Raw genomic sequence first — 25,550 nt, forward strand, 5'->3', positions numbered from 1 at the left:
ACGCGATGTGGCCCACCAGCATGGCACCGGCTGGCGCCCTTCGCTGATTTCCGGCGGCGCGGATCAGGCGGACAACGACTGCATCGCGCCGGTACCGCCGGCCGCCTTGCGGCCTGCTGGGGTTGGCACCGTGATCGGCTCGGAAGCCGTGCCGCGGCTGCGGCGGGCGGAATGATCGCTCAATGTCAGCTTCATGCGCTGAAGCAGCGTGCCCAGCGCCACGCGTTCGTGCGAACTGAACGGCGAGACCGAGACCGAGTGCAGGGCTTTTACCGCTCCCCAGACGCGTTCGACGCGACCTTCGGCCGCAGCGCTGATACGCGGGGTGCCGGTGCCGGCGAATTCGACCCAACCGTCGTCATGCAACTCGCCCAGCATGCGTTCGGCGCACGCCGCATCGATCAGCATAGTGCCCGCAAGCGGCTCATGGCGCACGAACGCGTTCTGGTAGATGGCCCGCAACAAGGTCCATTTGCCGTAGTTAAGGCCAGATGTCGAAAGGGTTTGTTCCAACGCACCCTGCCAGGCAATGACCGCATCGACCAGGGCAAGGACCACCGGCTCGTTGGGTTCGAGTGGTTTGGTATGCATGAATTGGCGTCTCCTGATGTCTGTCGCCGACATTACAACGCTCTTGGGCCGGAGCTTGGCCGGCCCGGGCGGCACAGGTGCCGCGCCTCGAAATCAGGGTCAAATCGGGGCGGTCTTTCCTGATGCGGCAGACACTACCAGAAGCGAGTGTTTTTTGTATGTTCCCTAGGGTTTGTCCTGTCATGCCGTGATGCATCGGCGTTCGCGTCCCTCCAGCAAGGGGCAGGACCGCCACTTCGAGCCGACTGAGTTGCCATGAAAAAACCGACTGATTTCTATGAGTTTAAATCCATGTGGGAATGTAGTGGCGTGGCTACACTGCGTTTTCAACACCCTGCGCCAGGAGCGGAGGGGGCACGGACGGATCGGATCCGCCCGGCAACCGGAGTTGAAGATGTACAAGGAACGCATTCGCCTGCCGAGACTGTTGGACAAGGTGGTCTCTGCCGACACGGCAGCCGGGCTCATCCGCGACGGCATGACGGTGGGCATGAGCGGCTTCACCCGTGCGGGCGACTGCAAGGAAGTGCCATTCGCACTGGCGCGCCGCGCCGCCAGCGAGCCGCTGCGCATCACGCTGATGACCGGCGCGTCGCTCGGCAACGACATCGACAAGGTGCTGGCGCAGGCCGACGTGATCGCGCGCCGGTTGCCTTTCCAGTCCGATGAAACCCTGCGACGCAAGATCAACGCCGGCGAAGTCATGTTCATCGACCAGCATCTGTCCGAGACGGTCGAGCAGCTGCGTTCCGGCCAGATCGCTCCGGTCGACGTGGCCGTGGTGGAAGCGGTTGCGATCACCGAGCAGGGCGGCATCGTGCCGAGCACTTCGGTCGGCAACTCGGCGAGCTTTGCCATGCTCGCGCGCAAGGTGATCGTCGAGATCAACCTGAACATGCCGCTGGGGCTGGAGGGCTTCCACGACATCTATTTCCCGGTGCAGCGCCCGTACCGGCAGCCGATCCCGCTGATTTCCGCCGAGCAGCGCATCGGCCTGCCGTATATCCCGATCGATCCGGAGAAGATTGCGGCAATCGTGATCACCGGCAAGGACGACAGCCCGTCCAGCGCGCTGCCGCCCGACGAAGGCACGCGCCAGATCGCCGGCCACCTGAGCGAATTCCTCGGGCGCGAGGTACGCGCCGGGCGCCTGTCGCCGTCGCTGCAGCCGCTGCAGGCAGGTATCGGCACGATATCGAATGCCGTGCTGCATGGGCTGATCGACTCCCCGTTCCACGACCTCAAGATGTACTCCGAGGTGCTGCAGGACAGCACGATCGAGTTGCTGGACTCGGGCCGGCTCACGTTTGCCTCGGCATCGTCGGTCACGCTGTCGCGACCGGTCTACCAGCATTTCCTGGCGAACCTGGAGCGGTACCGGTCGCGCCTGGTGCTGCGGCCGCAGGAGATCAGCAATCATCCGGAAATCCTGCGCCGGCTCGGACTCATCACCATCAACACCGCGCTCGAGTGCGACATCTACGGCAACGTCAATTCGACGCACGTGGGCGGTACGCACATGATGAATGGCATAGGCGGCTCCGGCGATTTCGCGCGCAATGCGCACCTGTCGGTGTTCGTGACCAAATCGGTGGCAAAGGGCGGCGATATCTCCAGCATCGTGCCGATGGTGTCGCATGTCGACCATACCGAGCACGATGTCGATGTCATCGTGACCGAGCACGGTCTGGCCGACCTGCGGGGCCTGGCGCCGCGCGAACGCGCCCGGCAGGTTATCGACAACTGTGCGGATCCGGCCTATCGCGACGTGCTGAATAATTACTTCCGCCGCGCCAGCCGCCTTGGCGGGCAGACGCCGCACCTGCTTGAGGAGGCGTTGTCCTGGCACGTGCGCTACCGCGACCAGCGCACCATGCGCGAATCCGTGCCGCACGAGGCGATGGCCGCCTGATCGCTGGCATCCATAGCAGAACATAAACAAACAGCCCGCGAATGCGGGCTGTTTCGGTTTGCAGCCTGCTCCGCGGAGCTGGCGGAGCAGGCGAGATGGGATGGGCTTACTGTGACTTTGCCGCGGGCGCCTTGGCGCCATCGGTGTACGGGTCATACTTGCCGCTCTTGGCGCCGTCGGTGTACGGATCGAACTTGCCGGACTTGGCACCGTCGGTGTTCGGGTCGACCTTCTTGCCAGCCAGGTCGGCTTTCGTCGACTGCTTGGCGCCGTCGGTGTACGGATCGAATTTGCCCGACTTGGCCGGGCTCTGGTTCGGGCTCGCCTTCTTCTTGGTGTGGCTGCCGCTGTACAGATCGCCGCCCTCCGTATAGTTCTTCTGCGCATACGCGAGCTGGGTTGCACCAAAGGCGGCAAGCGCGGCAACGATCAGGGTCGGAACGGTCTTCTTGAGCATCTTCATCCTCGCGAGTGGCGATCGCGCAGCGCCTGCGCGATCCGGTTGGGGCCGAGTTTGGCGGATCATCCCGGCTAATGTACCGAGTCGGCGCTGGTCCGCAAAGTGAAAAATTTCTTCTAAAGGTATTGAACGTCTTATTGTCCAGCCCCGTCCTGTGCAAAGTCAAAGTTGACGCAGAATAAGGATCGGCAAGTCACCGATCGTGAACATTTATGCGCAATGAGGCCCAAAAAAAGCCGGCTGTTTGGCAGGCGGCTTTTTTGTTGTGTGAAATACCCTTATTCGAGTGTAATGTTCTGGTCATGCGCGATCTTCTTGCGCAGATCCAGTTCACGCTTGATCTGGGCGGCGTACTGTGCCGACGTGTTGCCGTCGGGGTACGCGCCGCTGTCCGCCAGGCGGCGCTTGACGGCCGGGTCCTGCAGGGCCTTGACGGCGGCATCATGCACGCGCGTGACAATGGCGGCAGGCGTGTTGGCCGGCGCGACCAGGCCATACCATGCCATGTTGTTCATGTCCTTCATGCCGGCTTCGGCAAAAGTCGGCACGTCGGGCAGGCCTTCCACGCGCTTGGGCGCGGCCACGGCCAGCGCGCGAAGCTTGCCGGCCTGGATGAACGGCATCGACGACGGCAGGTTGTCGAACTGGACGTTGACCTGGCCGGCCAGCGTGTCATTCAGCGCCGGGCCCGATCCACGGTACGGGATATGGACCATGTCGGTCTTGGTGATGTCCTTGAACAGTTCGCCATCCAGGTGCGAAATGCTGCCCTTGCCGGCCGACGCGTAGCTGTACTTGCCGGGGCTGGACTTGAGCAGCGCGACGAATTCCTTCAGGGTCTTGGCCGGGACCTTGGGATTGACCGTCAGCACGTTCGGCACGTTCACCAGGTTGGTGATCGGCGCGAAGTCCTTGATCGGGTCATACGGGTTGCGGGCATTGGTGGCCGGGTTGGTGGCCATCGTGCTGACGGTGGCGATGCCCAGCGTATAGCCGTCCGGCGTGGACTTCGCCAGTGCATCGGCACCAATGGCGCCGCCGCCGCCGCCACGATTTTCCACCACGACGGGCTGGCCCAATTCGCGGCCGAGTGCGTCCGAAACCGCGCGCGCCACGATGTCGGTGGTGCCGCCGGCCGCGAACGGCACGATCAGGCGGATCGGCTTGGTCGGGTAGCTCTGCGCCTGAGCGCCGCCGTGGAACAGGCCGAGGGCCGCGATGCAGGCTGCAGTGCCTGCTTTGAGAACTGCTTTCAAGGAGTGCCTCCGTTCTTCATTCACTGATTGTCGCCGGGCCGGATAGTTGGGGCGTTCTTCGGGACGATTATGTCTCGCCTGCGCTTGTCGGTGAATCCTCCGGTCCTGGCTTGGCGGGCTGGTCCTCGTTGTGCGAAAGCCAGCCAACAAAATCGCGAAAATTTAGTTCCGCGATACGGAACGGCGTTCCGTCATGTGCGCCGACGGCCATTCAACAGGGAAAGGACGGAAAGTGATATCGGGAAGAACCCGCGTATCAAGAAATGAGGCAGGCTGCCGTGTCAGGCGCAAAGCCTGTCTGGAGGAGGGTGGAAGCGCGTCAAAGCAAAAAGGCCAACCTTGCGGCTGGCCTTTTCGGGAATTCGCTGGTGGGGCGTGAGTGACTCGAACACTCGACCTACGGATTAAGAGTCCGCTGCTCTACCAACTGAGCTAACGCCCCAACGAAGAAAAAGATTGTAGCAAGGTATCTAGTAAGACGCAATAGGGGAGCTGAACTTTCTTTTCCGGCACTCGCGGCTACAATGCCGAGCTTCCTGATGCGCATCGGCCATGCCAACTGCGCGACGACCCAGACCACCATGCATGCCCGGATCCTGCGATATCTAGACGAGGTCGTACGCCGCGGCTCCATCCGCAAGGCGGCGCAGCATCTGCATGTGGCGCCGACGGCGATCAACCGGCAGATACTCGACCTGGAAGCCGAGCTGGGCGCGCCGGTCTTCGAGCGGATCAACCGGCGCCTGCGCCTGACTCCGCTTGGGGAACTGGTCCTTGCCCACGTCCGGCAGACGTTGCGCGAGCACGAAGCCTTGCGCGAACGGATCGAGGAATTCAAGGGCGCGCGGCGCGGCGAGGTGACCGTGGCGGCCACCGCGGGGCTGGCGGGGTCGCTGCTGCCATCGCTGGCGCATGAGTTCCGCCAGCGGTATCCGGGCATCGTCGTGCGCGTGGTGGACTTGCCTGTCGCCGACATCGTCACGGCCGTGGAGCAGGGCGACGCCGACCTTGGTCTTGGCTACGATCTTCCCGCTGCGCCGACCTTGCGTGTACTGGCAACGAGTGACTGGCAGATCGGTGCCGTGGTGCCGCCCGGTCATGCGCTGGCTGCGCAGCCGTCCGTCCTGCTCAGTGAATGCGTCGGCTATCCGCTGGTCCTGCCGGCGCCATCGCTTTCCATCCGCGCCATTCTCGACGATGCCTTTGCACGCAATGCCATCGACGTGACGCCGGCGGCCGAATCCACCTCGATGGCGCTGATTCAGCGACTGGTCATGCTGGGCAGCGGCATTGCCTTGCTCAATCCGCTGGACATCATGGAGGAGCGGGCGCGCGGTGCGCTGGTGCTGGTGCCGCTGCGTGACCGCTACCTGCGGCGCCAGACGCTCGCGCTGGTGGGTCGCTCGCACGGCGCACTCAGTCCGGCGGCTGAGCTGATGGCGGGGAGTATTGGCACGACCCTGGCGGCGCTGTTCGCCCAGGTGCACTAGCGATCCCCTGTCGTTGCGTCAAAGGGTGTCCACATTTTGTGGACATGGTTGGCGAAATTCTGCGCTTTCGGATCGGCGGCGCGGGTCTTAGACTCGCGCCATGCCCACCTGCCAGAGAACTGCCGCCATGACCCTGATTGCCCTGAATGCCGACGTGTTAGTCACCATGGACGAGCAACGGCGAGAAATTCCCGATGGCGCGCTGGTGGCCGACGGCCCCGCGGTGCAGTGGGTCGGCGCTACGGCGGACTTGCCGCCCCAGTATCGCCGCAGGATCGACGACGGCGCCGCGCAGGTCATCGACATGCGCGGCCGCGTGGTGATTCCTGGTCTGGTCAATACGCACCATCACATGTACCAGAGCCTGACCCGCGCCGTGCCCGCGGCGCAGGATGCCGAGCTGTTTTCCTGGCTGACCAATCTCTACATGCTGTGGTCGCACCTGACGCCGGAGATGATCGGTGTCTCAACGAAGACCGCGATGGCCGAGCTGATGCTGTCCGGCTGCACGACCACGAGCGATCACCTTTACCTCTATCCGAACGGATCGCGCCTCGATGACTCGATTGCCGCCGCGCAGGAAATGGGCATGCGCTTCCACGCGGCGCGCGGCTCGATGAGCGTCGGCCGCAGCAAGGGCGGGCTGCCGCCCGATGTGGTGGTGGAAGAGGAGGCCGCCATCCTGCGCGACAGCCAGCGCCTGGTCGAGCAGTACCACGACAGTTCGCGTCACGCGATGCTGCGCATGGTGCTGGCGCCGTGCTCGCCGTTTTCCGTGTCGCGCGATCTGATGCGCGAATCGGCGCTCATGGCCCGCCACTATGGCGTGTCGCTGCACACGCACCTGGCCGAGAACGATAATGACATCGCCTATTCGCGCGAGAAATTCGGGCTGACGCCTGCCCAGTACGCCGAGGATCTCGGCTGGGTTGGCCACGATGTCTGGCATGCCCACTGCGTGAAGCTCGACGAGGAGGGGATTGCGCTGTTTGCGCGCACCGGCACGGGTGTCGCCCATTGCCCGTGCTCCAACATGCGGCTGGCGTCGGGCATTGCACCGATACGCGCCATGCGCGATGCCGGCGTCAAGGTTGGTCTCGGCGTGGATGGCAGTGCCTCCAACGATGGCGCGCATATGCTCGGCGAGACGCGCCAGGCCATGCTGCTGCAGCGCGTCGGATTTGGTCCCGCGGCCATGAGTGCGCGCGAGGCATTGGAGATTGCCACGCTTGGTGGTGCGCGCGTGCTCAATCGGGATGATATCGGTGCGCTGGCGCCGGGCATGTCGGCCGATTTCGTGGCATTCGACATGTCCGCCGTCGGCTTTACCGGGGGCGGACATGACCCGGTTGCCTCGCTGGTGTTCTGCACGCCCGCCAATGTAGCGACCAGCGTCATCAACGGGCGCGAGGTGGTTCGGGATGGCGGGTTGCTGACGGCCGACTTGCCGGTCGTGTTGTCACGGCATCGCCAGCTCGCGCGGACGCTGTTCGAGCGCGCACGTGACAGCGGTGCCTGAGCGTGTCGCGGCGCCTGCCCCCGCAGGCGCCAAAGGCGCTGCCCAAAAATAAAAGGCCGGAAGCAGATGCTTCCGGCCTTTTGTCGTGTATTCGCTGGTGGGGCGTGAGTGACTCGAACACTCGACCTACGGATTAAGAGTCCGCTGCTCTACCAACTGAGCTAACGCCCCAACGAAGAAAAAGATTTTAACATGATTTTTGAGTTTGTCAAACACCTGTGCGCATCAGGGAAGTTCGGGCGCGAGCAAGCGGAGCGGCTTGCGGCGTCGGCATCGCTCCGCATATGGAGGGAACCGGTGCACCTGTCCGGAGGTCACTGGATTGAGTGGATCAGCGAAGGTCGGCGCATACGATATCGCTCCGGCCATGTTAGGATGTTTCTCCACTTGCATATGGAGGGCTGCACCGATGGAAATCAAATTCCAAGAGCAAGAGCGCTACGACATCAATAACGAAGGCTTGTTGTTCCACGCCATCGTCAATGGCGAGAAGGTAACGTGCGTCGTGACACGCGAAGCACTGTGGGAAGGATTTAGTGCGGACCAGGTACTGTCGCTGGAAGAAGCCTTCCGCGCCGGCCGCGACACGATCGAGCGTGCAGCGGTGGTCCTGATTGAACAGGGCGTCCCGCAACCGGTCGTCGTCAAGCGCGCCCACGTGGCGCCGGTCTGATCCGGATGGATGCCCCGGCCGGCCGCAGGCAAGCCGCGGGCGCCCATCTCGCATCAGTCTCATTCCGGTAGAGCGTTCTCCGCGACTGCCAACCTGCCTTACCCTGCGGCATCCGGTTATTTCCGATGCCTGTCTCCCGCCTCAATAAATCGACCTGTCATCCTGACGCTGCCGTCACAGCGCTTCCGCGTGCGTTTGCGCGCCGGGGCGCTGCGCGCATTCTTCGAAGATCCGCACCTGGCACTGCGCACAGATATCAGGGGAAAGCTGCGCGATGATGGTGTGCAGCGCCTGACGCTTGGTCGAAAAGACGTGGTCGGTCCCGAGCTTGGTGGTGAACCCGGTCTGTTCCCAGGTCTGCAGTACCTGCGTGCGCGGGCGGTGGAAGTACAGGTCGCCGCCGGTGGCGCGTCGTTCGGCCAGTTCGGCTTCCCACATTTCCGCGCCGGCCAGGTCGATGAAGTTCATGCTCTTGGTCATGGCCAGCAGATGCTTCTGGCTGGCATTGACGGTGCGCAGCCAGTGCAGCCGATCCGTCACGTACTGCACGGCGCCGAAATAGATGGCGCCTTCCATGCGCAGCAGCTTGAGTTGCGGGCATTCCGGCTGCGGCCGCTGCAACTCGTCCAGCGGTGTGAAGCGGCGGCCCGGATCGTCGGCATCGGGCACGAGGCTGCGCACCGCCGGCCGTGAGGTGCGGTACAAGTACGCGACCAGCGAAAGAATGGTGCCGAGCAGAACCGCCATCTCCAGGCGGATCACCAGCGTGGCGGCGAAGGTGCCCACCGCGATGGCGAACTCGGTGCGGCTCAGGGCGGCAATCCGGCGCAGGCGCGCAAAGTCGAACAGTCCCCACGCCACGAGCAGCAGCATGGCCGCGATCGCGGCCAAGGGAATCTGCGCGAGCAACGGCGCACTGACGGCCACCAGTGCCACCAGCCACAGGGCGGAGAACACGCTCGCAAGCGGCGTCTTCGCACCGGCTTCGAAATTGGGGACCGAGCGGTTGAGCGAACCGCACGAGATATAGCCGGAGAACAGGCCGCCGGCAATATTCGACAGCCCCTGGCCGATGAACTCGCGGTTGGCGTCGATATGCTGGCCGGAACGCAGCGCCACCGCCTTGGCAATCGAGATCGACTGCCCCAGCGCGACGATAGTCAGCGCCGAGGCAATGCCCAGCAGGTCCGGCACGCTGCGCCAGGAGATATCCGGCACATGGAAGCCCGGGATCGCCGAAGGGATCGACCCGACGACATTGACATGGTGTCCACCACCCCAGCCGGTCCGGTTCAGCAGGAATGCCACGCCATAGCCAGCCAGGAGGCCAAGCAGCATGAACGGCAGCCGCTTGCCGAGGCGCTTGAACAGCAGCGTCGCGGCGAGTGTGACGGCGCCCACGGTGGCGGCGCCCCAGTTGATGGCGTCGACGTTGTCGAACAGGAAGCGCAGCACGCCAAATGCGCTGGTGCCGGTGGGCACCGCCAGGCCAAACAGGTCCTTGAGCGCATACAAGCCGATCAGCGTGGCCGCGCCGCACGTGAAGCCGAGCAGCACGGAGGGCGAGATGAAGTTGGCCAGCGTGCCCAGCCGCAACGTGCCGACCGCGAACTGCATCAGTCCGACCAGGATGGTGACCGACAGCGCCAGGCCGATATATGCCGGGCTGCCCGCGAAGGCCACGGGGCTCAGCATGGCGAACAGCGCCAGCGAGTTGGCGTTGGTCGGGCCTGACATCACATGCCAGCTCGATCCGAACAGCGCGGCGACGATGCATGGCACCACGGCCGTATAGATGCCGTACTCCGGCGGCAGCCCCGCCAGCGTGGCAAAGGCCACACCCTGCGGCAACACCAGGACGGCGCCAAGCAGTCCCGCGATCACGTCGGCGCGCAAGGTGGCACGGGAGACGCGTTGAGTCCAGGGAAGCAGGCGCTGCAGCCGGACGGCGGGGCTGGTGGCGGAGGCGGTCATTGGTCCAGGTGTGTGTACTTGCTGGCGGCGTGCCGAGCCGTGAGCGGGCTGGCCGGTGCAGATTTGCGGGCCGGCCATGGCAGGTGAGAAAGGTGATAGTGGCGGGGGCGGGCCAGTTTCATGGCGGCAGTGTAGCCGCCCCCGCCGTGCGCCGCGAGCCGGGCTTGCCCGAACTTGCGTGCGCGTGGCGTGCGGGTCAGCGGCAGTCGAGCGTGGCGACGACCGGCGTGTGGTCGGACGGCTGCTCCCAGGTGCGTGGAACGCGGTCGATCGCGCAGGCGGAGCAATGGCCGACCAGTGCCGGCGACAGCAGGATATGGTCGATGCGCAGGCCGGCGTTGCGCCGGAATGCGAACATGCGGTAATCCCACCAGGAGAAGGTCTTCTCGGGCTGCTCGAACTTGCGGAAGGCGTCGGCCAGGCCCAGTTCGACCAACGCGGCAAAGGCCGCGCGTTCTGGCGGCGAGACCAGGTTCTGGCCCTCCCACTTGGCGGGATCGTGCACGTCGCGGTCTTCCGGGGCGATGTTGAAGTCGCCGAGCAGCGCGAGCCGCGGATACTTGACCAGCTCTTCGCGCAGCCACGCCGTCATGGCGTCGAGCCACTTCAGCTTGTAGACGAACTTGTCCGAGTCCAGCGCCTGCCCGTTGGGGAAATAGGCGCAGACCAGCCGTACATCGCCGTACGTGGCGGCCACGACGCGCTGCTGCGCATCTTCAAAACCCGGGATGTTGCGCACCACGTCGGTCGGGCCCGGCATGCTGGCATCGCGCGCGAGGATGGCAACGCCGTTGTAAGTCTTCTGGCCCGTGTAGACGCTGTGGAAGCCGGCATTCTCCAGTTCCGCGAGCGGGTACTTGTCGTCAGGCAGCTTCAGTTCCTGCAGGCACAGCGCGTCGATCGGCGCGCCGGCCTGCTCCTGTTCCGTAAGCCATTGCAGCACCTGCGGCAGCCGGACCTTGAGCGAGTTGACGTTCCAGCTTGCGATTTTCATTGTTCCTTGCATTCCTTGTCCCATAAGGGTTTGCCGCTTGGCGCTGTTTTAGATACCCCTAAACATACCACCAAGCGCGGGGGATACCCTGTAGGCGTCACTGCAAATAGCGCCATATCATCGGGCGTCACTCTGCCACATCTTTGCTATGCCGTGGTGGAGTCATCCGGCTGCTCGGCCTCGACCGCGCAGCTGTACCCACCAACATCCAGCCGGTGCTCCACGCGCGTCACCAGCCACTCGGTCGGCACCCCCTGCCGCCAGCCCTGCAGCACAAGCTTTGCCTCGGCCACCAGGTCGGTGCGCCCCGGCATCAGGACGGACAGGGTGATGCGCCCGCGCTCGCGCCTGGCCAGCTCTGCACGTGCCGCTGCCAGCGCCATCTCCTGCGTGGGGAAATACTGCTTGATTCGCCGCACCGGCTCACCGCTGCCCACGCTGACCTCGTTCCGCCTCGCTTGCTTCACGGCGTGCCAGTAGGCCACCACCATGCCGGCCGTCTCCCGCTTGCTCTGGACCGTGCGCCAGCTGGTGCGCTCGTTCGGGGTCAGGGTGACGGTGGGCAGGTCGGCTCCGCCCACTGCCTTCGCCTCGCCGCGCTTGGCCAGGATCAGCTTCCCACCGGCTGGCTTCACCAGGGCGTCGTAACGCTTGCCGATGCGCACCAGCAGGTGCAGGTCGGACTCGTCGGCCTGGTCGATGTGGGGCAGGGGAGTGGCGTCCAGAGCCTTCGACACGGCGGCGTCCATGCCGTGTTCCTTGGCGATCTTGCGCACCATGTCGCCAAGCTTCGTGTTGGCGGCCCAGCTGCGCGTCTTCTGGCTCTGCAGCGTGTTCTTCCCGTTCTTCGACGCGGCGAACGGCGCAGCGCGCGCGCGGATCACCATTTCGTCCGGCGGGCCGCCCATTTCCAGCTCGTCAAACACGAACAGCCCCACAAACTCGGCGGCGCCGTCATAGCCTAGGAACAGCTGCAGCTCGGCCCCATCGCCCGGAACCATCAGCGGCGCGGCCGGGTCGTGGTCGGCCAGAACGATTTCCAGCATGTCAGAGTCCATGCCGGCGGCGTCCGTGTAGCGCAGGGACACCAGGCGATCCTTGATGGCCGCCGTGATGTCCTCGCTGTTGGCGATCAGGCGGAATTCCGGTTTCAGTCCCACAGTTTCACGCCCTTCGTGGTGGTGGCCGGTGTCGCCAAGTCGGGCAGCGTGATGGTGACGCCAGCCGGCAGCACAGGCCCGTAGTCGGCCAGGCCGGGGTTCGCGTCCAGCAGCAGCTCGACTGTGCGGCCGTCGCGGGTGCCGTAGTAATTCCAGGCGATGGCGTCCGCCATGTCGCCGTCACTGGTGACGTATTCGGTTGCCATATCAGCTGGTCAGCTTGTCGTACAGGTCGCTGCTGGCGGCCATCGTCTTGCGGATCACGGTTTCGCCCTGCGCGCTGGCAGCCCTCGCGGACGCCAGAACGCGCATAACCGATCCGCCTGCACCGCTGGCGCCCCCCATTACATTCGTCAGCACGCTGGTGGCGCTCGACGCACCGGACGACAGCGCCACGGCCTTGTTGAACAGGCCATGCGCCGCCTGCCCAGCGGCGAACACGGACGTGATGGTTTGCACCTGGCGCACGGTGGAGTCGGCGGCGCGCTTCAGGTCGCGGGCCGTCTCGAAACTGCGATTGATGGCCCCCAGCGCTGACTGGCCTGCGTCGATGGCGGGCGCCACAGCGGCGCGCACGCTGGCAATGGCACCAGACGCCGCGCCCATGACGCTGGATGCCGCGTCCGACACGCTCTGCGCCATGCCAGCCACCGCCGATTTCGCACCGGCCAGCGTGGATAGGTCCGCGTCTGCCGGCACGCCTACATCGACGCCCCCAGCGACGGCGTCCACCAGTGACGCCGGCTCGGGCGTCACATCATCGAATTTCCGCAGCTTCAGGACGAATTCCTGCCGACGCGGCAGCCCTTCGGCGGCGAACGTGCCCTGGCGCTCGTCCACGGCTTCGATGACCCAGCGGCCCAGCTGGGTGCCGTTGCCGGCCACCATCAGCTGCGGCTGGCCCTGCGCCGCCAGCGCGCGCAGCGTGTCGAGCTGGCCGCCGCCGCCGCGATATTCGGGGTAGACGACACCCTGCAGCGTGATGGCTTCGTTGGTGACGCCGGTGAACTGCAGTGCGCCGGCCTGGCCGAACCGGTCCTGGCTCGGCCAGCGATATTCCGACGTGCGCTGCAGCTCCTGATAGGCCGCCGTGGCGATGCCGAACTGGTATCCACCCAGCTGCATCATCATCGTCTGGCCGGTGGTGTATCCGTCCATTACTGGCTCGCTCCGTCATGTAGGGCGCCACGCCGGCGCACGTCCGCCTGTTGCTGGATCAGCCGCGCCACCTGGTCGGCGAACGCGCGGGGGTCCTGCCCCGGCTGCTGCTGCACGTTGATGGTGGTGTTGCTGTTGTCGGTGACGGTCGTGGTGCCGCCGCTGGCGCCTGCCATGGCAGGCTGGGGCAGGGCGCGACGCGGCAGGCGCATGCGCGCGCCGACAGCAGCCCCACCACCGGTTTCGCCGAAGTCCGCCGGCTTCGCGGTCTTCGGGGCGTTCGCGTCGATGCCCTTGGCGGCGACGTAGGCCGCGCCGATCAGGGCGGCCACCAGTCCCACCGGCGTCATCAGCAGCCCGCGGTTGATGAACATGATGGCCGCGCCGATGGTCTGCAAGGCGCTGCCGATGGACACCAGGCCGGCGATGGCGAACGTGCTGGCGTAGCCGATGGCCGCCACCGCGCCGCCCACGATCAGCAGGCCGGAACCCGTGGCCACGATACCGCCGACGATGCCCACCAGCGTTTTGTTCTGGTCCACGAACTTCATCATGGGGCCGCCGACGATATCGTTCAGCTTTCCCATCACCGGCGTGAACAGGTTGGCCAGCGGCTCGCCAGTGGCGGCGAGGAAGTTCGTCCAGGTGCCGGCCAGCGCCTCCGATTTGTTCTTGAACGACGTCAGCGACTTGTCGATGCGCTGGTCAAGGCTCGCCTCGGCGTCCATCGCCTCCAGCGCCTTGCGGTAGCCCTCTAGGCCGTTGCGCGCGATCAGGTCGGCAGGGCGCCCACCTTCCTCGCCGAACAGACGCGTCAGCACCTGCAGGCGCTTCTCTTGCGTCAGGCTCCGCAGCTTGTCGAGCTGCAGCACCATGTTGTCGACGCCGCTGAACTTGCCGTCTTTGAAGAACTCCAGCTGGATGCCGGCTGTTTTCAGCGTGGCGCTGACGGCCTTCATTTCCTTGGAATTCTTGTGCAGGCGCTCCTGCATCATGCCCAAGCGCGTCAGCATCTGGCCGAAGTTCGTGCCGAACGTCGAGCCATCCATGCCTTGCTGCGCGGCCATGCCCTGCAGGGCGTACACCTTGCGGACGTTCTCCGCGCCGGTCAGGCCCAGCGCGTTCGTCTTGCCGCCGTAGTACTTCGCGCCCAGCAGCAGGTCGTCCGACTTCAGGCCGAAACCGAATTTCGCGCGCTGGCTCAGATCCGCCATGCGGTCGAACTCGGCTTCCGGGATCTGGAACGCCTCGCGCAGCTTGGCGGTCATCTCGGCGGCCTGCTCGGGCACCAGCTTCATGACGACGGCCAGGTGCGCAGATGCCTTCAGCGCGCCGCCGGCAATCGCTTCCAGCGGCATGCCCTGTTCCTTCAGGGCCGTGGCGGCGTTGACGAAATCGGCGGTGGTGCCGGGCAGCTTGTTGCCCAGGTCGATGGTCTGCTGCTTGATCTTGCCGAACAGCACAGGCAGGCCGCCAGTGCGGTCCATCATCGCCACCTGCATGTTCGTCAGCGAGTCGTCCAGCTCGGTGAACGCCCGCAGTGGTGCGCGCAGCGACATCGCGCCGACGCCCCCGGCAGCCAGCATGCCGAACGATGCGCCTTGCAGCTTCGCGCGCACGCTGCCGATGCGCTCATGCAGCGCGGATTCCCGCTGCAGCAGTTCCTGCTTGCGGCGCAGGGCGGCGATTTGCTTATGCGTGTCTTCCAGCTCGCGCTGGGCATAGCCGACACGCATGGCGGAGCCGTTGCGGCCCAGCCGTTCCTGGTCGCGGATGAGGCCGTTCAGCTCGCGCTGCCGACGCTCGATGGCCTGGATGGCGCTGCCGACTTCGTTCAGCTTGCCTTTGGTGCCGGTGATGGCCGACGTCAGCGAACCCGCGATGGCGCCGCCAATGGTGATAACGGCGTTTAAACGCTTGTTGCTGCTCATTTTTCCTTGGGCAATCCGTCAAGCCAAAACAGGAACTCTGACACGGTCAGCTGCTTGATTTCGGCGAGCTGCCAGCCGGTGTGGGACGCGAGCGCCAGCGCCCCGTATCGAACGTACTCCGCGCTCAGTCCAGAAAACCCAGCAGCGCCTGCCGGACGCGGGTGTAGTCGCGCGACGTCAGGCCCTTGATGTCGTCTGGCGCAATATCGGACAGGTTCGCGGCCAGGGCGATCTCCTGTTCGGCATCGTCGCTGCTGACCTTGCTGGCGGCCAGCTGGTCCCGCACGGTGGGCTCACGCAGGCGGATGGTGGACAGCTTCGCGCCGTTGACATCCAGCGGACGCGACAGGGTTACGTCGGCGTAACCGTCGCCATAGGTGACGAATTTGTTTTTCATGGGTCGCTGTGATGATCGGCCGGACTAAGCCGGCCGTTGCTGCTTACAGGCCCAGCGCCGCGCGCTGCGCTGCGAGGGTGTCGATGCCGTTGATGACGCGCACCATGTTTTCCACGTCGATTTCGTGGATGACCACGCCCGCGTGTTCCTGCTTGAAGTAGACCAGCGACATGGTGGCCTTCAGGCTCGCCTTTTCGCCAGGCTTCCAGGTGCCGGGGTCAAGCTCGGTGATCTTGCCGCGCATCGTCAGCACAATCGGCTTCACCGTGCCGTCGAACGACTCCAGCGCGCCGCGAATGGTCAGTGGCACGAATGCCCCTTCCACCACGCCGAACAGCGCCAGCACGTCGCGGTCATAGGCCGCCAGGCTGAAGTCGGCGACCATCTTTTCCATGCCCATCGTCAGGTCGATGGGCACATCCATGCCGCCGGCACGGAATTCCTCGGTCTTCAGTGTCAGCTTTGGCGGGTTGACTTCCTCCACCTGGCCGGCGTAGCCGCGTCCGTCAACGAACGCGTTCAGGTTCTTCAGTACGTCGCGAGCTGCCATGTTGTCGCGCTCCCCTTAGTCGAAAATTGTCTGCACGTAGTTGTTGACCAGGTGCGAACGGAACGTGATGTGCTCGGCCGGGTAGACGGGCGTGAAGTCAAAATCGAAGTAGATTTTGCCCTGCGCGATCTGGTCCGTCGTGTTCAGGTCGGGATCCGCCCAGCACTGTCCGCCCAGGATGGCGCCCAGCGTGGTCAGGTTTCGCAGGTAGGCGTTCACGCCTTCCACTACGTCCGACACATACTGCTTGGTGATGCCGCGATCCACGGCCCACAGGTGCGCACGCTGTAGCGAATCGTTGATGATGTCCGCCGTGCGCACCACGCACAGGAACGCCCATTTCGGGTCGCTCGACAGCGTGCGGTTGCCCCACAGGCGAAAACCATCCTGCCGGATGATCGTGGCCACCTTCGCCTCGTTCAGCAGGTTGGCACGTGCAGCCGTGTCGCCCAGCTGGAAGTCGATGGCGCGGGCAGTGCCCTGAATGCCGTTGATATTCTGGTTCGAAGGAGACCACCAGAAGCCCAGGGCATTATCGGTCTTCGCGATCAGGCCGGCAACGGCCGCGCTCGAAAACGCCGTCACCAGGTTGCCGGCGTCGTCGGTCTTCAGCACCTGCGGATCCACCACAAACACGCGCTTGCTGCCGAAGTCTCCAGCGTAGGCGATGGCGGCCGCATCGGTAGTGCTCGGGCCGTCAGCGATGATGACGGCGCGCAGGCGTTCGGCGATGCCGACCAGCTCCGCCACCACGGCGTTGCCCACCATGCCAATCGTCACCACGAACGTGGCCCCGGTGCCGCTGCCAGCGCCGGCAGGCAGTGCGAAGGTCGGCGCGGCGGTGTAGCCGCTGCCGGGATTCGTGATGGTGCGCGACGTCACCTTTCCGCCAGACACCACAGCCGTGCCCGCGGCGCCGCTGCCGCCAGTGCCGCCGGTGACAGTCAGAGCGTAGGTGCCGTCCGTGTAGCCGCTACCCTGAGCGCCGGTCAGCGTGGTCACGCCGCCGGTCACGCGCTGATGGGTGAAACCCGGCACGCACAGGATGCGAGGCGAGTACCCGACGATGGATTCGGCGGCCAGCAGCGCCTGCACGCCTTGGTACTGGCCGGTGGTCGGGTCAACGCCGCCAAGCACGTTGGCCAGCGTCGCCTGGTCGCTTACGCCGGCCTCGACGCGGACGGCGATGACCACAGCGCCGGCCTGGTCGAAAATCGAATCCAGCGCGGAAGGCAGCGTCCCCAGGCCATCGCCGGTCATGTCGAGCTTGGAGGCCAAGCTGCGGCTGCCTGCGATCAGCACCGGCGTGTTCAGTGGAAACGTGGACTCATCGGCATCCGGCGCGGTGCCCACGATGCCGATGACGGCAGTGCGAACCGTGGAAATCGGGCGTGGGCCGGCGTCGATGTCGAGTACTTCGACGCCATGCAGAAATTGTTCGGGCATGGGTTGTAGGTCCTTGCGTGTTTCGTGGATTCTTGCGCGCAGGGGCGCGTGGTTCCTCTTGGGTTATTTCCGGGCTACTCGCCCGCCTGGCTCACCAGTGCCGCCACATCCGGGTTCGCCTGAAGGAACGCACGCAGCTTTTCAGCGGGGTCGGGCAGTTCGGCTGGCTGCGGCTTCGTCACCAGCTGCCACTCGGCGCCATTCCAGCGCGGCCACTTGTCTTCTGGCCACTCATTCGGCGGCGGTATTTCGATGCACCCGCGTGGGATCAGCCACACACCCGGTTCAAGCGGACTTTCGTCCGCCAGGGTTTCCCCAGCAAAGTGGCCAGCCACATCCAATTGGTAGACAGTTTTTGTGCTCATTTTCGATCAGTACGCAATGCACGCCAGCAGCGCGACGTTGCGCGGGCGAGTTTCGCTTCCTCCGGACGCACCGAGGCTGATATTGGTGCTACTACCGTTCACACCAACGCCGGTAGCGCTGCCATAGATCGACACGCCGGTGCCGCTAGGCATGATGGCCTGCGGCTTTCCTTGCGTGCTCCCAAAGCGTGACACACCCGTTACCAGGGAGCCGGAATTGAAATTGTTCGGGCCAATGTTCACATCCACATATGCGTCATGGGAGTGGCCTGGGTCATATACGCCGTGGGAGTGGCCTGGGTCATACATGCTGTGACCGTGGCCAGGATCATTGATGGCGTGGCCGTGGCTCTTGAACGATTCCGCTTGCGCGCTGCCAAGCGAACGTCCTCCATCTGCGCCGCGGCCATCGTCCCAGCTTCGAATGAACTCCCCGCGCAGGTCAGGGAGGTTGAACGTATTGAACCCATCACCAGCGCCAAACCGGGTTCCAACGGCTGCAAACAGCGCCGCGTAGGCCGTGCGGCTGACGGCTGCGCCGTTGGCCTTCAGGCTTCGCGCTGGGGCGGTGTCGCGCGCGGTGTGGAACACATCACCGGGTTGCTTGCTGCGGGCATCCGTGTCGCCGCGGCTGTACACGTCAAGGTTTGTGCGCGCGACGGACTTATCCGGCACGTCCGCAAGGTTTTGTGACTGAATTAGCGGCGAGGGGACAAACGCGGCCGGATCGTTCTGTACGAAATGGATTTTCGTGCCTGCGGCGTAGGATGTCGCCAGGGTCAGCTTCGTGTGGTCCACCGGATCCGGCGTCCAGTCGGACGGCAGGAGACGGTCGCCGGCAACATAGACCGCCAGGCCAATCGTGGTGCAGACGGCCAACGTGACAGCGGTTTGTGCCGCCGCCAGTGTCTGCACTTCGTCCACGGTTGATACCGTAACGTTTGCTACTGTCGGGTCCACCCAGTGCGTGTCGCCGTTCGCGTTGGACTGCTTCGCGAGGTACTGCCCAGTGGTGCCGCCCGGCAGAAGGTAGGGGATGGTGACGTTGTTGGCGATCCAGGATTGCGTGGCGACCGCCACGTTCGGGTCAACCTGCAGCGTGACAACGGAAGCATTCGACACCAGGAACTGCATGCGGATGACGGTATCAGCGAACGCCCCTTCGCTGATGGCTGGCTTGTAGGTGGCCGGCACGTTAGCCACCGCGAACAGACCACCGTCTGCGTCGAAAATTCCGGACTCCCGGATGGTGAATCCGCCCAGCGACGCCGGCACTACCAGCTCCGCGATATACATCAGCGGGTTGTCCGGCGACTGATAAATCCGGTTCGGCGCCGCGCGCGTGCCGGCGATTTCGCGAACCAGAACGGTCTGCGATTCACTGGGCGCGGTCGGATTGCCGTTGCCGTCACCAACGGCCATGGCCACCAGGTTGATAGGCGTCCCAGCCGCCTCGGCCGCAGCCATGCGCTGCAGGCCGTAGTTCGTGTGGATGGTCTTGAATGTCATGTGCGGACGCTATTCGGCATGTTCCGCGCATGATTGCTGCGTTGAGGCGGGGCTTCCTCTTGGGTTATTTCCGGCGCTGTCTAGCGAGGTTTGTAGGGAGTTGCTACCATGTCGCCCGTTCTTACTTTTGACCGACGCTCAGAAGCAATCCATGTTTAAACTGCTCGCCAAGATTTTTACCCGAGTTGCAGCCGCGCTATGCGTGCTGCAGATTGCCTCTATTGCGTCCGGCACTCCGCTTGCGCTGGGGGCGACCGCCGAGGAACAGGGGTGGATCGTGGTAATGAGTGCCGCGTTCCTTGTTATGTGGGCGATGTCTGAGTGGGCCAACCGCAAACCGGACGACGATACGAAAGGCTAGATCAGCCGTATTGAGCCTGGATTTGCTGCCGGTGATACCGCCGCTCCGCCATCAGTTGTCGGTATGTGATTGACACCCCGACTGCCAAGAAGCAGAAAAACGTAATGCCAAATGTGGTGGTGAACGCGGGCTGCGTCACGCTTGCCGCCAGAAACTGCATTATAGATGCAAGGTATGCAGCGCCTAGCCAGCCGTACTTTCGGCTCATGAGTATCCGAATAATCCTGCGCATCAGCACAAGCAAGTACCAGGCGAACACGATCAAGCCGAATACCCCTAGCTTCAGTACAAGCCCATAGTACGTGTTGTGAATGTAGATTCGCTGCGTACCGAAATTATCATCATCGATGAGCGCCGGCTTGTATGGCACCCCAATGCCGGCCCCTCGAAGCGGATTTGCGATAATAGCGCGCATCGCATAGTCATTCTCTATTTCACGCCATCCCAGCGACTGACCGGACTTCACTTCAGCCCCAACGCTGGTGAAACGCTCGACCAGCGAGTCGACAAAATCCGACGAATAGACTTGCGCCGCTATCACGATCAGCAGAATACTGACCGCACCAAAAAACATCATACGGATCTTCGCGCCCGGTCTTGCAAAGAAGAAAACGACGAAGATGCCTGCAGCAGTGGTAAACCAGTAGCCCCGCCCGAAACTAACAACAAGGCACGCAATTGCCATTAGCGCGACAAAGAACGAGCGCAACCGAAGTCTCTTATAGTGTGCCCATACCGCCACCGTGACAAAGACAAACAGCGCGCAGAAATAGTTCGCCGGCGAAGTTGCGCGAGTCACATTAGAGTGCACGGTGCCCAATGTTTCCAATTCTTCCGTGCGGCCAACCACGCCAACGCCCAAGACAAACTGCAAGAGAGCGATACCTGCAAACAGCGTAACAATCCAGGTCAACAATTTATGCCACCTGTTCCCATCGTATGAACAAACGCTAATCCCGACCGGCAAAACAAGCCAATACAGCATGTTTCTAGCGTCGATATAAACACTATTCCAGTCCGAGAAGTTTCCTTGCTTGATTGTAATGGCAGTGGCTATTATCGTCAGCGCCACCATGGCAAAGAAGAAAAACCGAGTCGCCCTGTCGCCCTGGAAAATTCTTTGCTTGTGCGGGTGTGCGACGAGCGACGCAATAAGGACGGCAACGGCCAGAATATCCGCAACTTTCGAAAAGCCGAACTGCGAGACAAACAGGCCGCACGCCAAAAATATGGCGAATGCCGCAGTAGGGGACTTTCGGAACGAATGCGCCGCAGCCCCAAGGGCGACAACGCCAACAGCCCCGATCAGCGCCAATGCCATCGCCTGGCCAGCAATCGCTGTCGCCACCATGAGCAGCGCAAAGCACACCAGCGCAATGATCCCGCCCGAACCGTTTAGCGTGTAACCCTTCATATTTCGCCTATTCCTAGTCTTGGCGATTCTAGCACTTCTGGCACTTTGCCCTTACGAGACAAGGCCAAGGGCGATCAGCGACGCCCTCAGGCTGTTCACAAGGCTCTGCGTCGTCGCAGCATCCGTCGCGGCGGCTGGGGTGCCGGTGGGCCGCACGATAGGCGTGGCTCCATAGAACCCCCACAGTTCATTGGCGGCATTGCCAAGCTTCGTGCCCATCGAAGTACTGCCGATAAAGTTGTTATTGCCGCCTAGGTTGATATTGGTGCCAGACTGGATACTGAAGGACGTTTGGTGCAGGGTAGTGATGGAGCCAGAGGAAATCGAGTTCGTTACCCATGGGAAGGTCGCAGAGGCGTCATACTGGACGCCCGTGCCGGCAATCTGGAAGGGGCCGACTGCCTCCACGCCATAGGCAGGCTTGAAACCAAGCGATGATGCATACGCCCAGAAGCAACCCAGCAGGCTGGTGCCCCACTGGTTCTGGTTGCTCGGCCCGCCAATATAGCGGCGGCATACCGACAGGTCGCTATACAACCCATTCTGACACTGACTGTTCGACGTGAAGCGCACGCCGAACCGCATCGTGCCCTTGGCGAAGTCCAGCATGCCGTTCTTCTCGTTGTTGTCGATGGAACAGCTTGCAAATGACCACATCTGGGCATACGGCGACAGGAACACGCCGTTGCCGTTGTTGTTAAAGGTATCTAATCCAAACACGTGGTTGGTGGACTGGTTACCGTAGAGCCCATCCTCGCCGCACTGCGCGGTCATGCAGCGCTGCAAGTTGTTGTCGGACGAATACAGCGCGATACCCTGGCACAAGGTCTGCCAGACATAGAAGCGATCGGCGCGATTGGCGCGCTGCAGAGCACCGACCGTCCAGCCGTTGCCGCTGTAGTTCTTCGCCACCACACGCTCTATGTCCCACATTGAATCCTGGCTGACCGCCGAGTGCGGTTGCCAGATGGCATCCACGCAGCCAAGGCGCCATTGCGCATTCATGAGTGTGAGGTCCGCATTGATGGCCAGGTTCACTGAGGTCGTGCTGTTGATGCTGGCAATCGTCGTGCTGATGATCGAGCCTACCGCGTCGCCGTGCGAGCTGTCCGCGCCGGTGCCCCACTGCGGCAGCGCCGCGCCATAAATGTCCATCCGGCGCCCGATGTCCGCGCTCGTGAAGTTCGCGGAGGCGGAGGTAAAGACTGCGCTGCTCGCCGTCGTCGCGCCGTCCTTGCCCTGCTGGGTCGAAAAGCCGTAGGAGTACGCGGCGCTCGCTACCGTGATCGAGGGCGGGTGATTATCCTCCAGTACTACGGTCGTCGCGTTCGTGACCGATTGGATGGTCGAGACAAAGCAGGCGCCAGGCACATTGTTGCCGTTCGACCCAGCCCCGTAAATGGCAATCTTCTTGCCAATGTCGGCGGAGGTGAAATTTCCGTTCGCGCTGTCCGTGAAGGTCTTCGACCCAACCGAGATTGCGCCACCCGAGTACCGGTGCACGGTATTGCCCTGGAAGCGGTAGGCGCCATCCAGTAGCAGATTTTTTAGTTGCACATTCCCGACGCTGGCGCTCGTGCCATAGACCTGCGCAGGCGCAGCGGACTGTGGCTTGAGGATGATCCCGCTCGCCCGCTTCGTGTTCTGGAACGCCCACCCGTCACCTTGCAGGCCGATGAAGCTGGTGTTGTTCTTCACAGCGATGCCATCCGTGATCGAAAGACCGAATGGCACATGGAATGAGCATGGCACCCCGTTGTTCACACTCGCTGCGGCGGATTGCCATGCTGCCGTGTCATCCGTGCCGTAGATGTACTCGGCACTGGCCACGGTGACAGAGGCGGCATTTGCGAGCGTCACCTGCGTGGCAGACTGGCGCGATGCAATCGTGGTCGACAACAGCTTTCCGCCGACTCCAGCGCCAACCACATAGAACAGCTTACCGACATCGGCCTGCGTGAACGCGGCGCTCGCATCGGTGAAGACAGCGGAGCCGGACGAGATTGCACCCCCACTCAAGGCATGCGCCGCATCGAACTTGGCGCCAAACTTACGAAGGTCAATGAGCCCGTGATAGACCCCATTGAAGGCGTCACGGGCCGTGCCACCTTCGAAACCCATCAGCGCCGCCCCCTTCGCAGGGTCGGTAGCGCTGGAGAAATCAGCGCGGATGCCGCTCACCCCGTTGCCCGCGTCAGCAGCACTTGCTGCTGCAGCAGAGGCGGAGGCAGAGGCATTGCCTGCCTGTGTTGTTGCCGTCGCGGCACTGCCGGAGGCTGCCGTGGCCTGTGCCGTAGCGTTTGCAAGAACGCCGTTGGCTGCCGAATTAATATCGGCGTCCTTGTCTGCCACCAGCTTGGCCAGCGAGCGTACAGGGCCGCCATCCGTGGTTACGGTCGAGCCGGCGCCACTGGCAGGGCCGTGCACAATCTGGTGTGCGATATCCACATCAGCGGCGAACTGCGTATTTTTTTCTGCGAGGCTCATTTCATCACCAATAGTTTGCGGCCGGCATCGTGGTGTGCAGCAGCGTGTGCAGCCCATCCACGGCCTGTTCCGTTTCTGGGAACCCGTTGCGGGCGCCTTCCATCAGCAACCCAATGTCGTCAACGCCGTTCGTTACAGCGGTTTCGCTGCCCAGTCCGTTCGCGCCAGCAACGTTAATCTGGCTTCGCGTCCGGATGCTGGGCAGCACCAGGTCCATGTGAGACCGGAGATTCTTGGACGAATCGACCACGCGCAGGACTTTCTGCAGCGTCGCCTGCTCAATGCCAATTTGGTCCACGTCCAGCAGCAGCTTGTACGTGTACGGGGCGCCTGCTGGAACCTGGTTGAACCACTCCTGCACCTGGATGCTGACGCCAATAGCCGCCAGCGCGTCGCGCACAGCGCCAATGGTGCCCTTGTAGCGGTGAACGGCCACCGCGCGCTTGATGGAAGCGCGCTTCTGATCGTCCGACCAGGACACGTCCCACTCGTCCACGCTGTACGCCCAAGCGAGCCACGGCAGGATGCTGGCAGGGCAGCTATCTGGGTTCCAGGACTCGCGCACCCGCATCGGCACGTCGCTGATGCGGGCTGCAGCCAGCGCCAGCGCGCGCTCCTGCGGCGTAGCGTTCGGTGGCAGCAGGTCAGACATCGGTGCCGCTCGCCACGGTCAGCGTGATGCCGGCGCAGTAGGCGGCCTGGCCTTCCGAAACACTGATGTTCGCCACCGGATCCGTCAGGTTCACGCGCTGAACGCCAGGCTGATGTAGCGCCTGGTACAGCCCAGACAGGCTCACGTCATAGCCGATGCGATGCACATCGTCAGCGTACTGCTGCAGCGCGGCCTGCGCGGCAGCCTGCACCACACTGGCATCCGGGCCGGGATAAAGGACCAGCTCGGCAGTGATGGTGTAGTTCACGATGCTGGCCGACTGTACCGTGACCAGATCAGTCATGGGCCGCACGCGGTCGCTGTTCAGGTCTGCGGTAACGGCGCTCAGGATTTCGGATGATGCGGTGCCATCGCCGTCGCGGGACAGGACATACACCGTCACCTGCCCAGGTGATGGGCTGACGGCGGCCACGTCCTTGATGCTGCCGTGAGCGCTCAGGCCGTGGTACACATACGATCCTTCGCTGCCGGCGGTGGTGTACCCCTCCAGCGACAGCGGGATGCGGGCGCGGTACTCGTCGTCGGACTCGTAGACAGCGGGCGTTGGCGGGATGGTAGTGGGGTCCGCCGGCGTCACCAGCAGCCGAGCCACATTGAAGTTCGCGCCGATCTGGTCCAGGTCTGAACCCTTGGCGAAAGCGACCATGACAGCGCGCACAGCATCGTTCGCTCGCTGCCGAACCAGCAGTTCGCGATACGCGCAAACCTCCATCACCTTGTAGGCTGGATCACTCTCAACCAGGGCGGAGAACTCCGGGGCGCGCGCCACCAGGTCGGCGACCATCGCGCTCAGAATGGATTCGAAATCCAGCGTTTCGACGGCATCCGGTGCCGCCAGCTGAGAGAGATTGACAACCGTGAATGCGCCGGCCATTACTTCACCTTAATGCCGTCCAGCGTGACGGTGCGGCCGTCAGGCAGGTATTCTCCAGTCAGGTCCAGCACCACGGCGCCGCCATCCGTGCTGGCAATACTGGTTTTGGTCAGCTTGAAACGCGGTTCCCAGCGCGCCAGCGCGTCGGCGGTGGCGGCGTAGATGTCTAGAATGGTGGCGCGGTTCAGCGGGGCGTCCACCAGCTTGAACAGACGGCTGCCGTACTCGCGCCGCATCACGCGGCTACCAATCGGCGTAGTCAAGATGTCACGGATGCTCTGGCGCAGATGCGCCAGGCCGCCCAATGCCGTGCCGGTGGTTGCGTCAATGCCGTTCATGCCCGCGATTCTTGCTTG

Annotated in this window: 24 protein-coding genes and 2 tRNA genes; 5 read left to right on the forward strand and 21 right to left on the reverse strand. The window is 63.6% G+C overall.

Annotated features, from left to right (window positions below):
• Positions 1-63: 63 nt before the first annotated feature.
• Positions 64-624, reverse strand: coding sequence for a MarR family transcriptional regulator (locus tag KHO22_RS14935; protein WP_211947933.1), 561 nt, complete (start codon positions 622-624; stop codon positions 64-66).
• A 361-nt stretch (positions 625-985) separates the two neighbouring features.
• Here KHO22_RS14935 and KHO22_RS14940 point away from each other — a divergent pair, with 361 nt between their 5' ends.
• A complete protein-coding gene (locus KHO22_RS14940) occupies positions 986-2,503 on the forward strand; it encodes an acetyl-CoA hydrolase/transferase family protein (protein ID WP_211947934.1) in 1,518 nt (505 codons plus the stop codon).
• A gap of 106 nt (positions 2,504-2,609) precedes the next feature.
• On the opposite strand, the gene KHO22_RS14945 is transcribed toward KHO22_RS14940, so the two are convergent.
• From KHO22_RS14945 to KHO22_RS14955, 3 genes are all read right to left on the reverse strand, one after another.
• The gene (locus KHO22_RS14945) at positions 2,610-2,960 is read right to left on the reverse strand and encodes a hypothetical protein (protein ID WP_211947935.1); all 351 of its coding nucleotides are present in this window, start codon (positions 2,958-2,960) and stop codon (positions 2,610-2,612) included.
• A gap of 281 nt (positions 2,961-3,241) precedes the next feature.
• Positions 3,242-4,219, reverse strand: a complete 978-nt coding sequence (locus KHO22_RS14950) for a Bug family tripartite tricarboxylate transporter substrate binding protein (protein ID WP_211947936.1) — start codon at positions 4,217-4,219, stop codon at positions 3,242-3,244.
• A 366-nt stretch (positions 4,220-4,585) separates the two neighbouring features.
• A tRNA-Lys gene (locus tag KHO22_RS14955) sits at positions 4,586-4,661 on the reverse strand.
• Between the two features lie 139 nt (positions 4,662-4,800).
• On the opposite strand from KHO22_RS14955, the gene KHO22_RS14960 reads away from it, so the two are divergent.
• Together KHO22_RS14960 and KHO22_RS14965 are read left to right on the forward strand one after the other, a co-directional pair.
• A complete protein-coding gene (locus KHO22_RS14960; RefSeq protein WP_211948152.1) occupies positions 4,801-5,709 on the forward strand; it encodes a LysR substrate-binding domain-containing protein in 909 nt (302 codons plus the stop codon).
• 127 nt (positions 5,710-5,836) lie between these two features.
• Entirely contained in the window at positions 5,837-7,228 is a 1,392-nt protein-coding gene (locus tag KHO22_RS14965) for an 8-oxoguanine deaminase (protein WP_211947937.1), read from the forward strand.
• Between the two features lie 95 nt (positions 7,229-7,323).
• Here the strand turns inward: KHO22_RS14965 and KHO22_RS14970 are convergent.
• Positions 7,324-7,399, reverse strand: a tRNA-Lys gene (locus KHO22_RS14970).
• A 238-nt stretch (positions 7,400-7,637) separates the two neighbouring features.
• Between KHO22_RS14970 and KHO22_RS14975 the strand changes: the two genes are divergently transcribed.
• On the forward strand, positions 7,638-7,901 hold the full coding sequence (locus tag KHO22_RS14975; protein WP_211947938.1) for a DUF1488 family protein: 264 nt from the start codon (positions 7,638-7,640) through the stop codon (positions 7,899-7,901).
• A gap of 174 nt (positions 7,902-8,075) precedes the next feature.
• Here KHO22_RS14975 and KHO22_RS14980 read toward each other — a convergent pair whose 3' ends face one another.
• From KHO22_RS14980 to KHO22_RS15030, 11 genes are all read right to left on the reverse strand, one after another.
• Complete coding sequence (locus KHO22_RS14980) at positions 8,076-9,875, reverse strand: SulP family inorganic anion transporter (protein ID WP_211947939.1); 1,800 nt, start codon at positions 9,873-9,875, stop codon at positions 8,076-8,078.
• Between the two features lie 196 nt (positions 9,876-10,071).
• Entirely contained in the window at positions 10,072-10,869 is a 798-nt protein-coding gene (gene xth, locus KHO22_RS14985) for an exodeoxyribonuclease III (RefSeq protein WP_211947940.1), read from the reverse strand.
• Positions 10,870-11,015: 146 nt separating this feature from the next.
• Positions 11,016-12,029, reverse strand: coding sequence for a contractile injection system protein, VgrG/Pvc8 family (locus KHO22_RS14990; protein WP_230426886.1), 1,014 nt, complete (start codon positions 12,027-12,029; stop codon positions 11,016-11,018).
• The gene (locus tag KHO22_RS14995) at positions 12,020-12,235 is read right to left on the reverse strand and encodes a tail protein X (protein ID WP_211947941.1); all 216 of its coding nucleotides are present in this window, start codon (positions 12,233-12,235) and stop codon (positions 12,020-12,022) included. Before KHO22_RS14995 ends, KHO22_RS14990 begins: the two co-directional genes overlap by 10 nt.
• 1 nt (position 12,236) lies before the next feature.
• The gene (locus tag KHO22_RS15000; RefSeq protein ID WP_211947942.1) at positions 12,237-13,187 is read right to left on the reverse strand and encodes a phage tail protein; all 951 of its coding nucleotides are present in this window, start codon (positions 13,185-13,187) and stop codon (positions 12,237-12,239) included.
• Positions 13,187-15,118 carry a phage tail tape measure protein gene (locus KHO22_RS15005; protein WP_211947943.1) on the reverse strand — a complete coding sequence of 644 codons (1,932 nt, stop codon included), beginning with the start codon at positions 15,116-15,118 and terminating at the stop codon, positions 13,187-13,189. Before KHO22_RS15005 ends, KHO22_RS15000 begins: the two co-directional genes overlap by 1 nt.
• 124 nt (positions 15,119-15,242) lie before the next feature.
• Entirely contained in the window at positions 15,243-15,515 is a 273-nt protein-coding gene (locus tag KHO22_RS15010; RefSeq protein WP_211947944.1) for a phage tail assembly protein, read from the reverse strand.
• A gap of 43 nt (positions 15,516-15,558) precedes the next feature.
• Positions 15,559-16,065, reverse strand: coding sequence for a phage major tail tube protein (locus tag KHO22_RS15015; protein ID WP_211947945.1), 507 nt, complete (start codon positions 16,063-16,065; stop codon positions 15,559-15,561).
• Between the two features lie 15 nt (positions 16,066-16,080).
• On the reverse strand, positions 16,081-17,511 hold the full coding sequence (locus KHO22_RS15020; RefSeq protein ID WP_211947946.1) for a phage tail sheath C-terminal domain-containing protein: 1,431 nt from the start codon (positions 17,509-17,511) through the stop codon (positions 16,081-16,083).
• Positions 17,512-17,585: 74 nt separating this feature from the next.
• Positions 17,586-17,876 (reverse strand): phage tail protein, encoded by a 291-nt coding sequence (locus KHO22_RS15025; RefSeq protein WP_211947947.1) that lies wholly within the window; start codon positions 17,874-17,876, stop codon positions 17,586-17,588.
• A 6-nt stretch (positions 17,877-17,882) separates the two neighbouring features.
• Positions 17,883-19,385, reverse strand: a complete 1,503-nt coding sequence (locus KHO22_RS15030) for a phage tail-collar fiber domain-containing protein (protein WP_211947948.1) — start codon at positions 19,383-19,385, stop codon at positions 17,883-17,885.
• 151 nt (positions 19,386-19,536) lie between these two features.
• On the opposite strand from KHO22_RS15030, the gene KHO22_RS15035 reads away from it, so the two are divergent.
• A complete protein-coding gene (locus tag KHO22_RS15035; RefSeq protein WP_211947949.1) occupies positions 19,537-19,746 on the forward strand; it encodes a hypothetical protein in 210 nt (69 codons plus the stop codon).
• A gap of 1 nt (position 19,747) precedes the next feature.
• Here the strand turns inward: KHO22_RS15035 and KHO22_RS15040 are convergent, their stop codons facing one another.
• Genes KHO22_RS15040 through KHO22_RS15060 form a run of 5 tightly spaced genes read right to left on the reverse strand, consistent with a single transcriptional unit; the run spans position 19,748 to position 25,532 of the window.
• Entirely contained in the window at positions 19,748-21,160 is a 1,413-nt protein-coding gene (locus KHO22_RS15040; RefSeq protein WP_211947950.1) for an O-antigen ligase family protein, read from the reverse strand.
• A gap of 51 nt (positions 21,161-21,211) precedes the next feature.
• Positions 21,212-23,647 carry a hypothetical protein gene (locus KHO22_RS15045; RefSeq protein WP_211947951.1) on the reverse strand — a complete coding sequence of 812 codons (2,436 nt, stop codon included), beginning with the start codon at positions 23,645-23,647 and terminating at the stop codon, positions 21,212-21,214.
• 4 nt (positions 23,648-23,651) lie between these two features.
• A complete protein-coding gene (locus tag KHO22_RS15050) occupies positions 23,652-24,299 on the reverse strand; it encodes a phage tail protein I (RefSeq protein WP_211947952.1) in 648 nt (215 codons plus the stop codon).
• Entirely contained in the window at positions 24,292-25,194 is a 903-nt protein-coding gene (locus KHO22_RS15055; RefSeq protein ID WP_211947953.1) for a baseplate assembly protein, read from the reverse strand. Before KHO22_RS15055 ends, KHO22_RS15050 begins: the two co-directional genes overlap by 8 nt.
• Positions 25,194-25,532, reverse strand: coding sequence for a GPW/gp25 family protein (locus KHO22_RS15060; protein WP_211947954.1), 339 nt, complete (start codon positions 25,530-25,532; stop codon positions 25,194-25,196). Before KHO22_RS15060 ends, KHO22_RS15055 begins: the two co-directional genes overlap by 1 nt.
• Positions 25,533-25,550: the final 18 nt, after the last annotated feature.

Source organism: Cupriavidus yeoncheonensis, assembly GCF_905397275.1.
Taxonomy (GTDB): Bacteria; Pseudomonadota; Gammaproteobacteria; order Burkholderiales; family Burkholderiaceae; genus Cupriavidus; species Cupriavidus yeoncheonensis.

Excerpts from the sequence above, each read along its gene's own strand:
- KHO22_RS14935 (WP_211947933.1), bottom strand. The coding sequence starts at position 624 with ATGTCGGCGACAGACATCAGGAGACGCCAATTCATGCATACCAAACCA.
- KHO22_RS14940 (WP_211947934.1), top strand. The coding sequence starts at position 986 with ATGTACAAGGAACGCATTCGCCTGCCGAGACTGTTGGACAAGGTGGTC.
- KHO22_RS14945 (WP_211947935.1), bottom strand. The coding sequence starts at position 2,960 with ATGCTCAAGAAGACCGTTCCGACCCTGATCGTTGCCGCGCTTGCCGCC.
- KHO22_RS14960 (WP_211948152.1), top strand. The coding sequence starts at position 4,801 with ATGCATGCCCGGATCCTGCGATATCTAGACGAGGTCGTACGCCGCGGC.
- KHO22_RS14965 (WP_211947937.1), top strand. The coding sequence starts at position 5,837 with ATGACCCTGATTGCCCTGAATGCCGACGTGTTAGTCACCATGGACGAG.
- KHO22_RS14975 (WP_211947938.1), top strand. The coding sequence starts at position 7,638 with ATGGAAATCAAATTCCAAGAGCAAGAGCGCTACGACATCAATAACGAA.
- KHO22_RS14980 (WP_211947939.1), bottom strand. The coding sequence starts at position 9,875 with ATGACCGCCTCCGCCACCAGCCCCGCCGTCCGGCTGCAGCGCCTGCTT.
- xth (WP_211947940.1), bottom strand. The coding sequence starts at position 10,869 with ATGAAAATCGCAAGCTGGAACGTCAACTCGCTCAAGGTCCGGCTGCCG.
- KHO22_RS14995 (WP_211947941.1), bottom strand. The coding sequence starts at position 12,235 with ATGGCAACCGAATACGTCACCAGTGACGGCGACATGGCGGACGCCATC.
- KHO22_RS15000 (WP_211947942.1), bottom strand. The coding sequence starts at position 13,187 with ATGGACGGATACACCACCGGCCAGACGATGATGATGCAGCTGGGTGGA.
- KHO22_RS15005 (WP_211947943.1), bottom strand. The coding sequence starts at position 15,118 with ATGAGCAGCAACAAGCGTTTAAACGCCGTTATCACCATTGGCGGCGCC.
- KHO22_RS15010 (WP_211947944.1), bottom strand. The coding sequence starts at position 15,515 with ATGAAAAACAAATTCGTCACCTATGGCGACGGTTACGCCGACGTAACC.
- KHO22_RS15015 (WP_211947945.1), bottom strand. The coding sequence starts at position 16,065 with ATGGCAGCTCGCGACGTACTGAAGAACCTGAACGCGTTCGTTGACGGA.
- KHO22_RS15020 (WP_211947946.1), bottom strand. The coding sequence starts at position 17,511 with ATGCCCGAACAATTTCTGCATGGCGTCGAAGTACTCGACATCGACGCC.
- KHO22_RS15025 (WP_211947947.1), bottom strand. The coding sequence starts at position 17,876 with ATGAGCACAAAAACTGTCTACCAATTGGATGTGGCTGGCCACTTTGCT.
- KHO22_RS15030 (WP_211947948.1), bottom strand. The coding sequence starts at position 19,385 with ATGACATTCAAGACCATCCACACGAACTACGGCCTGCAGCGCATGGCT.
- KHO22_RS15035 (WP_211947949.1), top strand. The coding sequence starts at position 19,537 with ATGTTTAAACTGCTCGCCAAGATTTTTACCCGAGTTGCAGCCGCGCTA.
- KHO22_RS15040 (WP_211947950.1), bottom strand. The coding sequence starts at position 21,160 with ATGAAGGGTTACACGCTAAACGGTTCGGGCGGGATCATTGCGCTGGTG.
- KHO22_RS15045 (WP_211947951.1), bottom strand. The coding sequence starts at position 23,647 with ATGAGCCTCGCAGAAAAAAATACGCAGTTCGCCGCTGATGTGGATATC.
- KHO22_RS15050 (WP_211947952.1), bottom strand. The coding sequence starts at position 24,299 with ATGTCTGACCTGCTGCCACCGAACGCTACGCCGCAGGAGCGCGCGCTG.
- KHO22_RS15055 (WP_211947953.1), bottom strand. The coding sequence starts at position 25,194 with ATGGCCGGCGCATTCACGGTTGTCAATCTCTCTCAGCTGGCGGCACCG.
- KHO22_RS15060 (WP_211947954.1), bottom strand. The coding sequence starts at position 25,532 with ATGAACGGCATTGACGCAACCACCGGCACGGCATTGGGCGGCCTGGCG.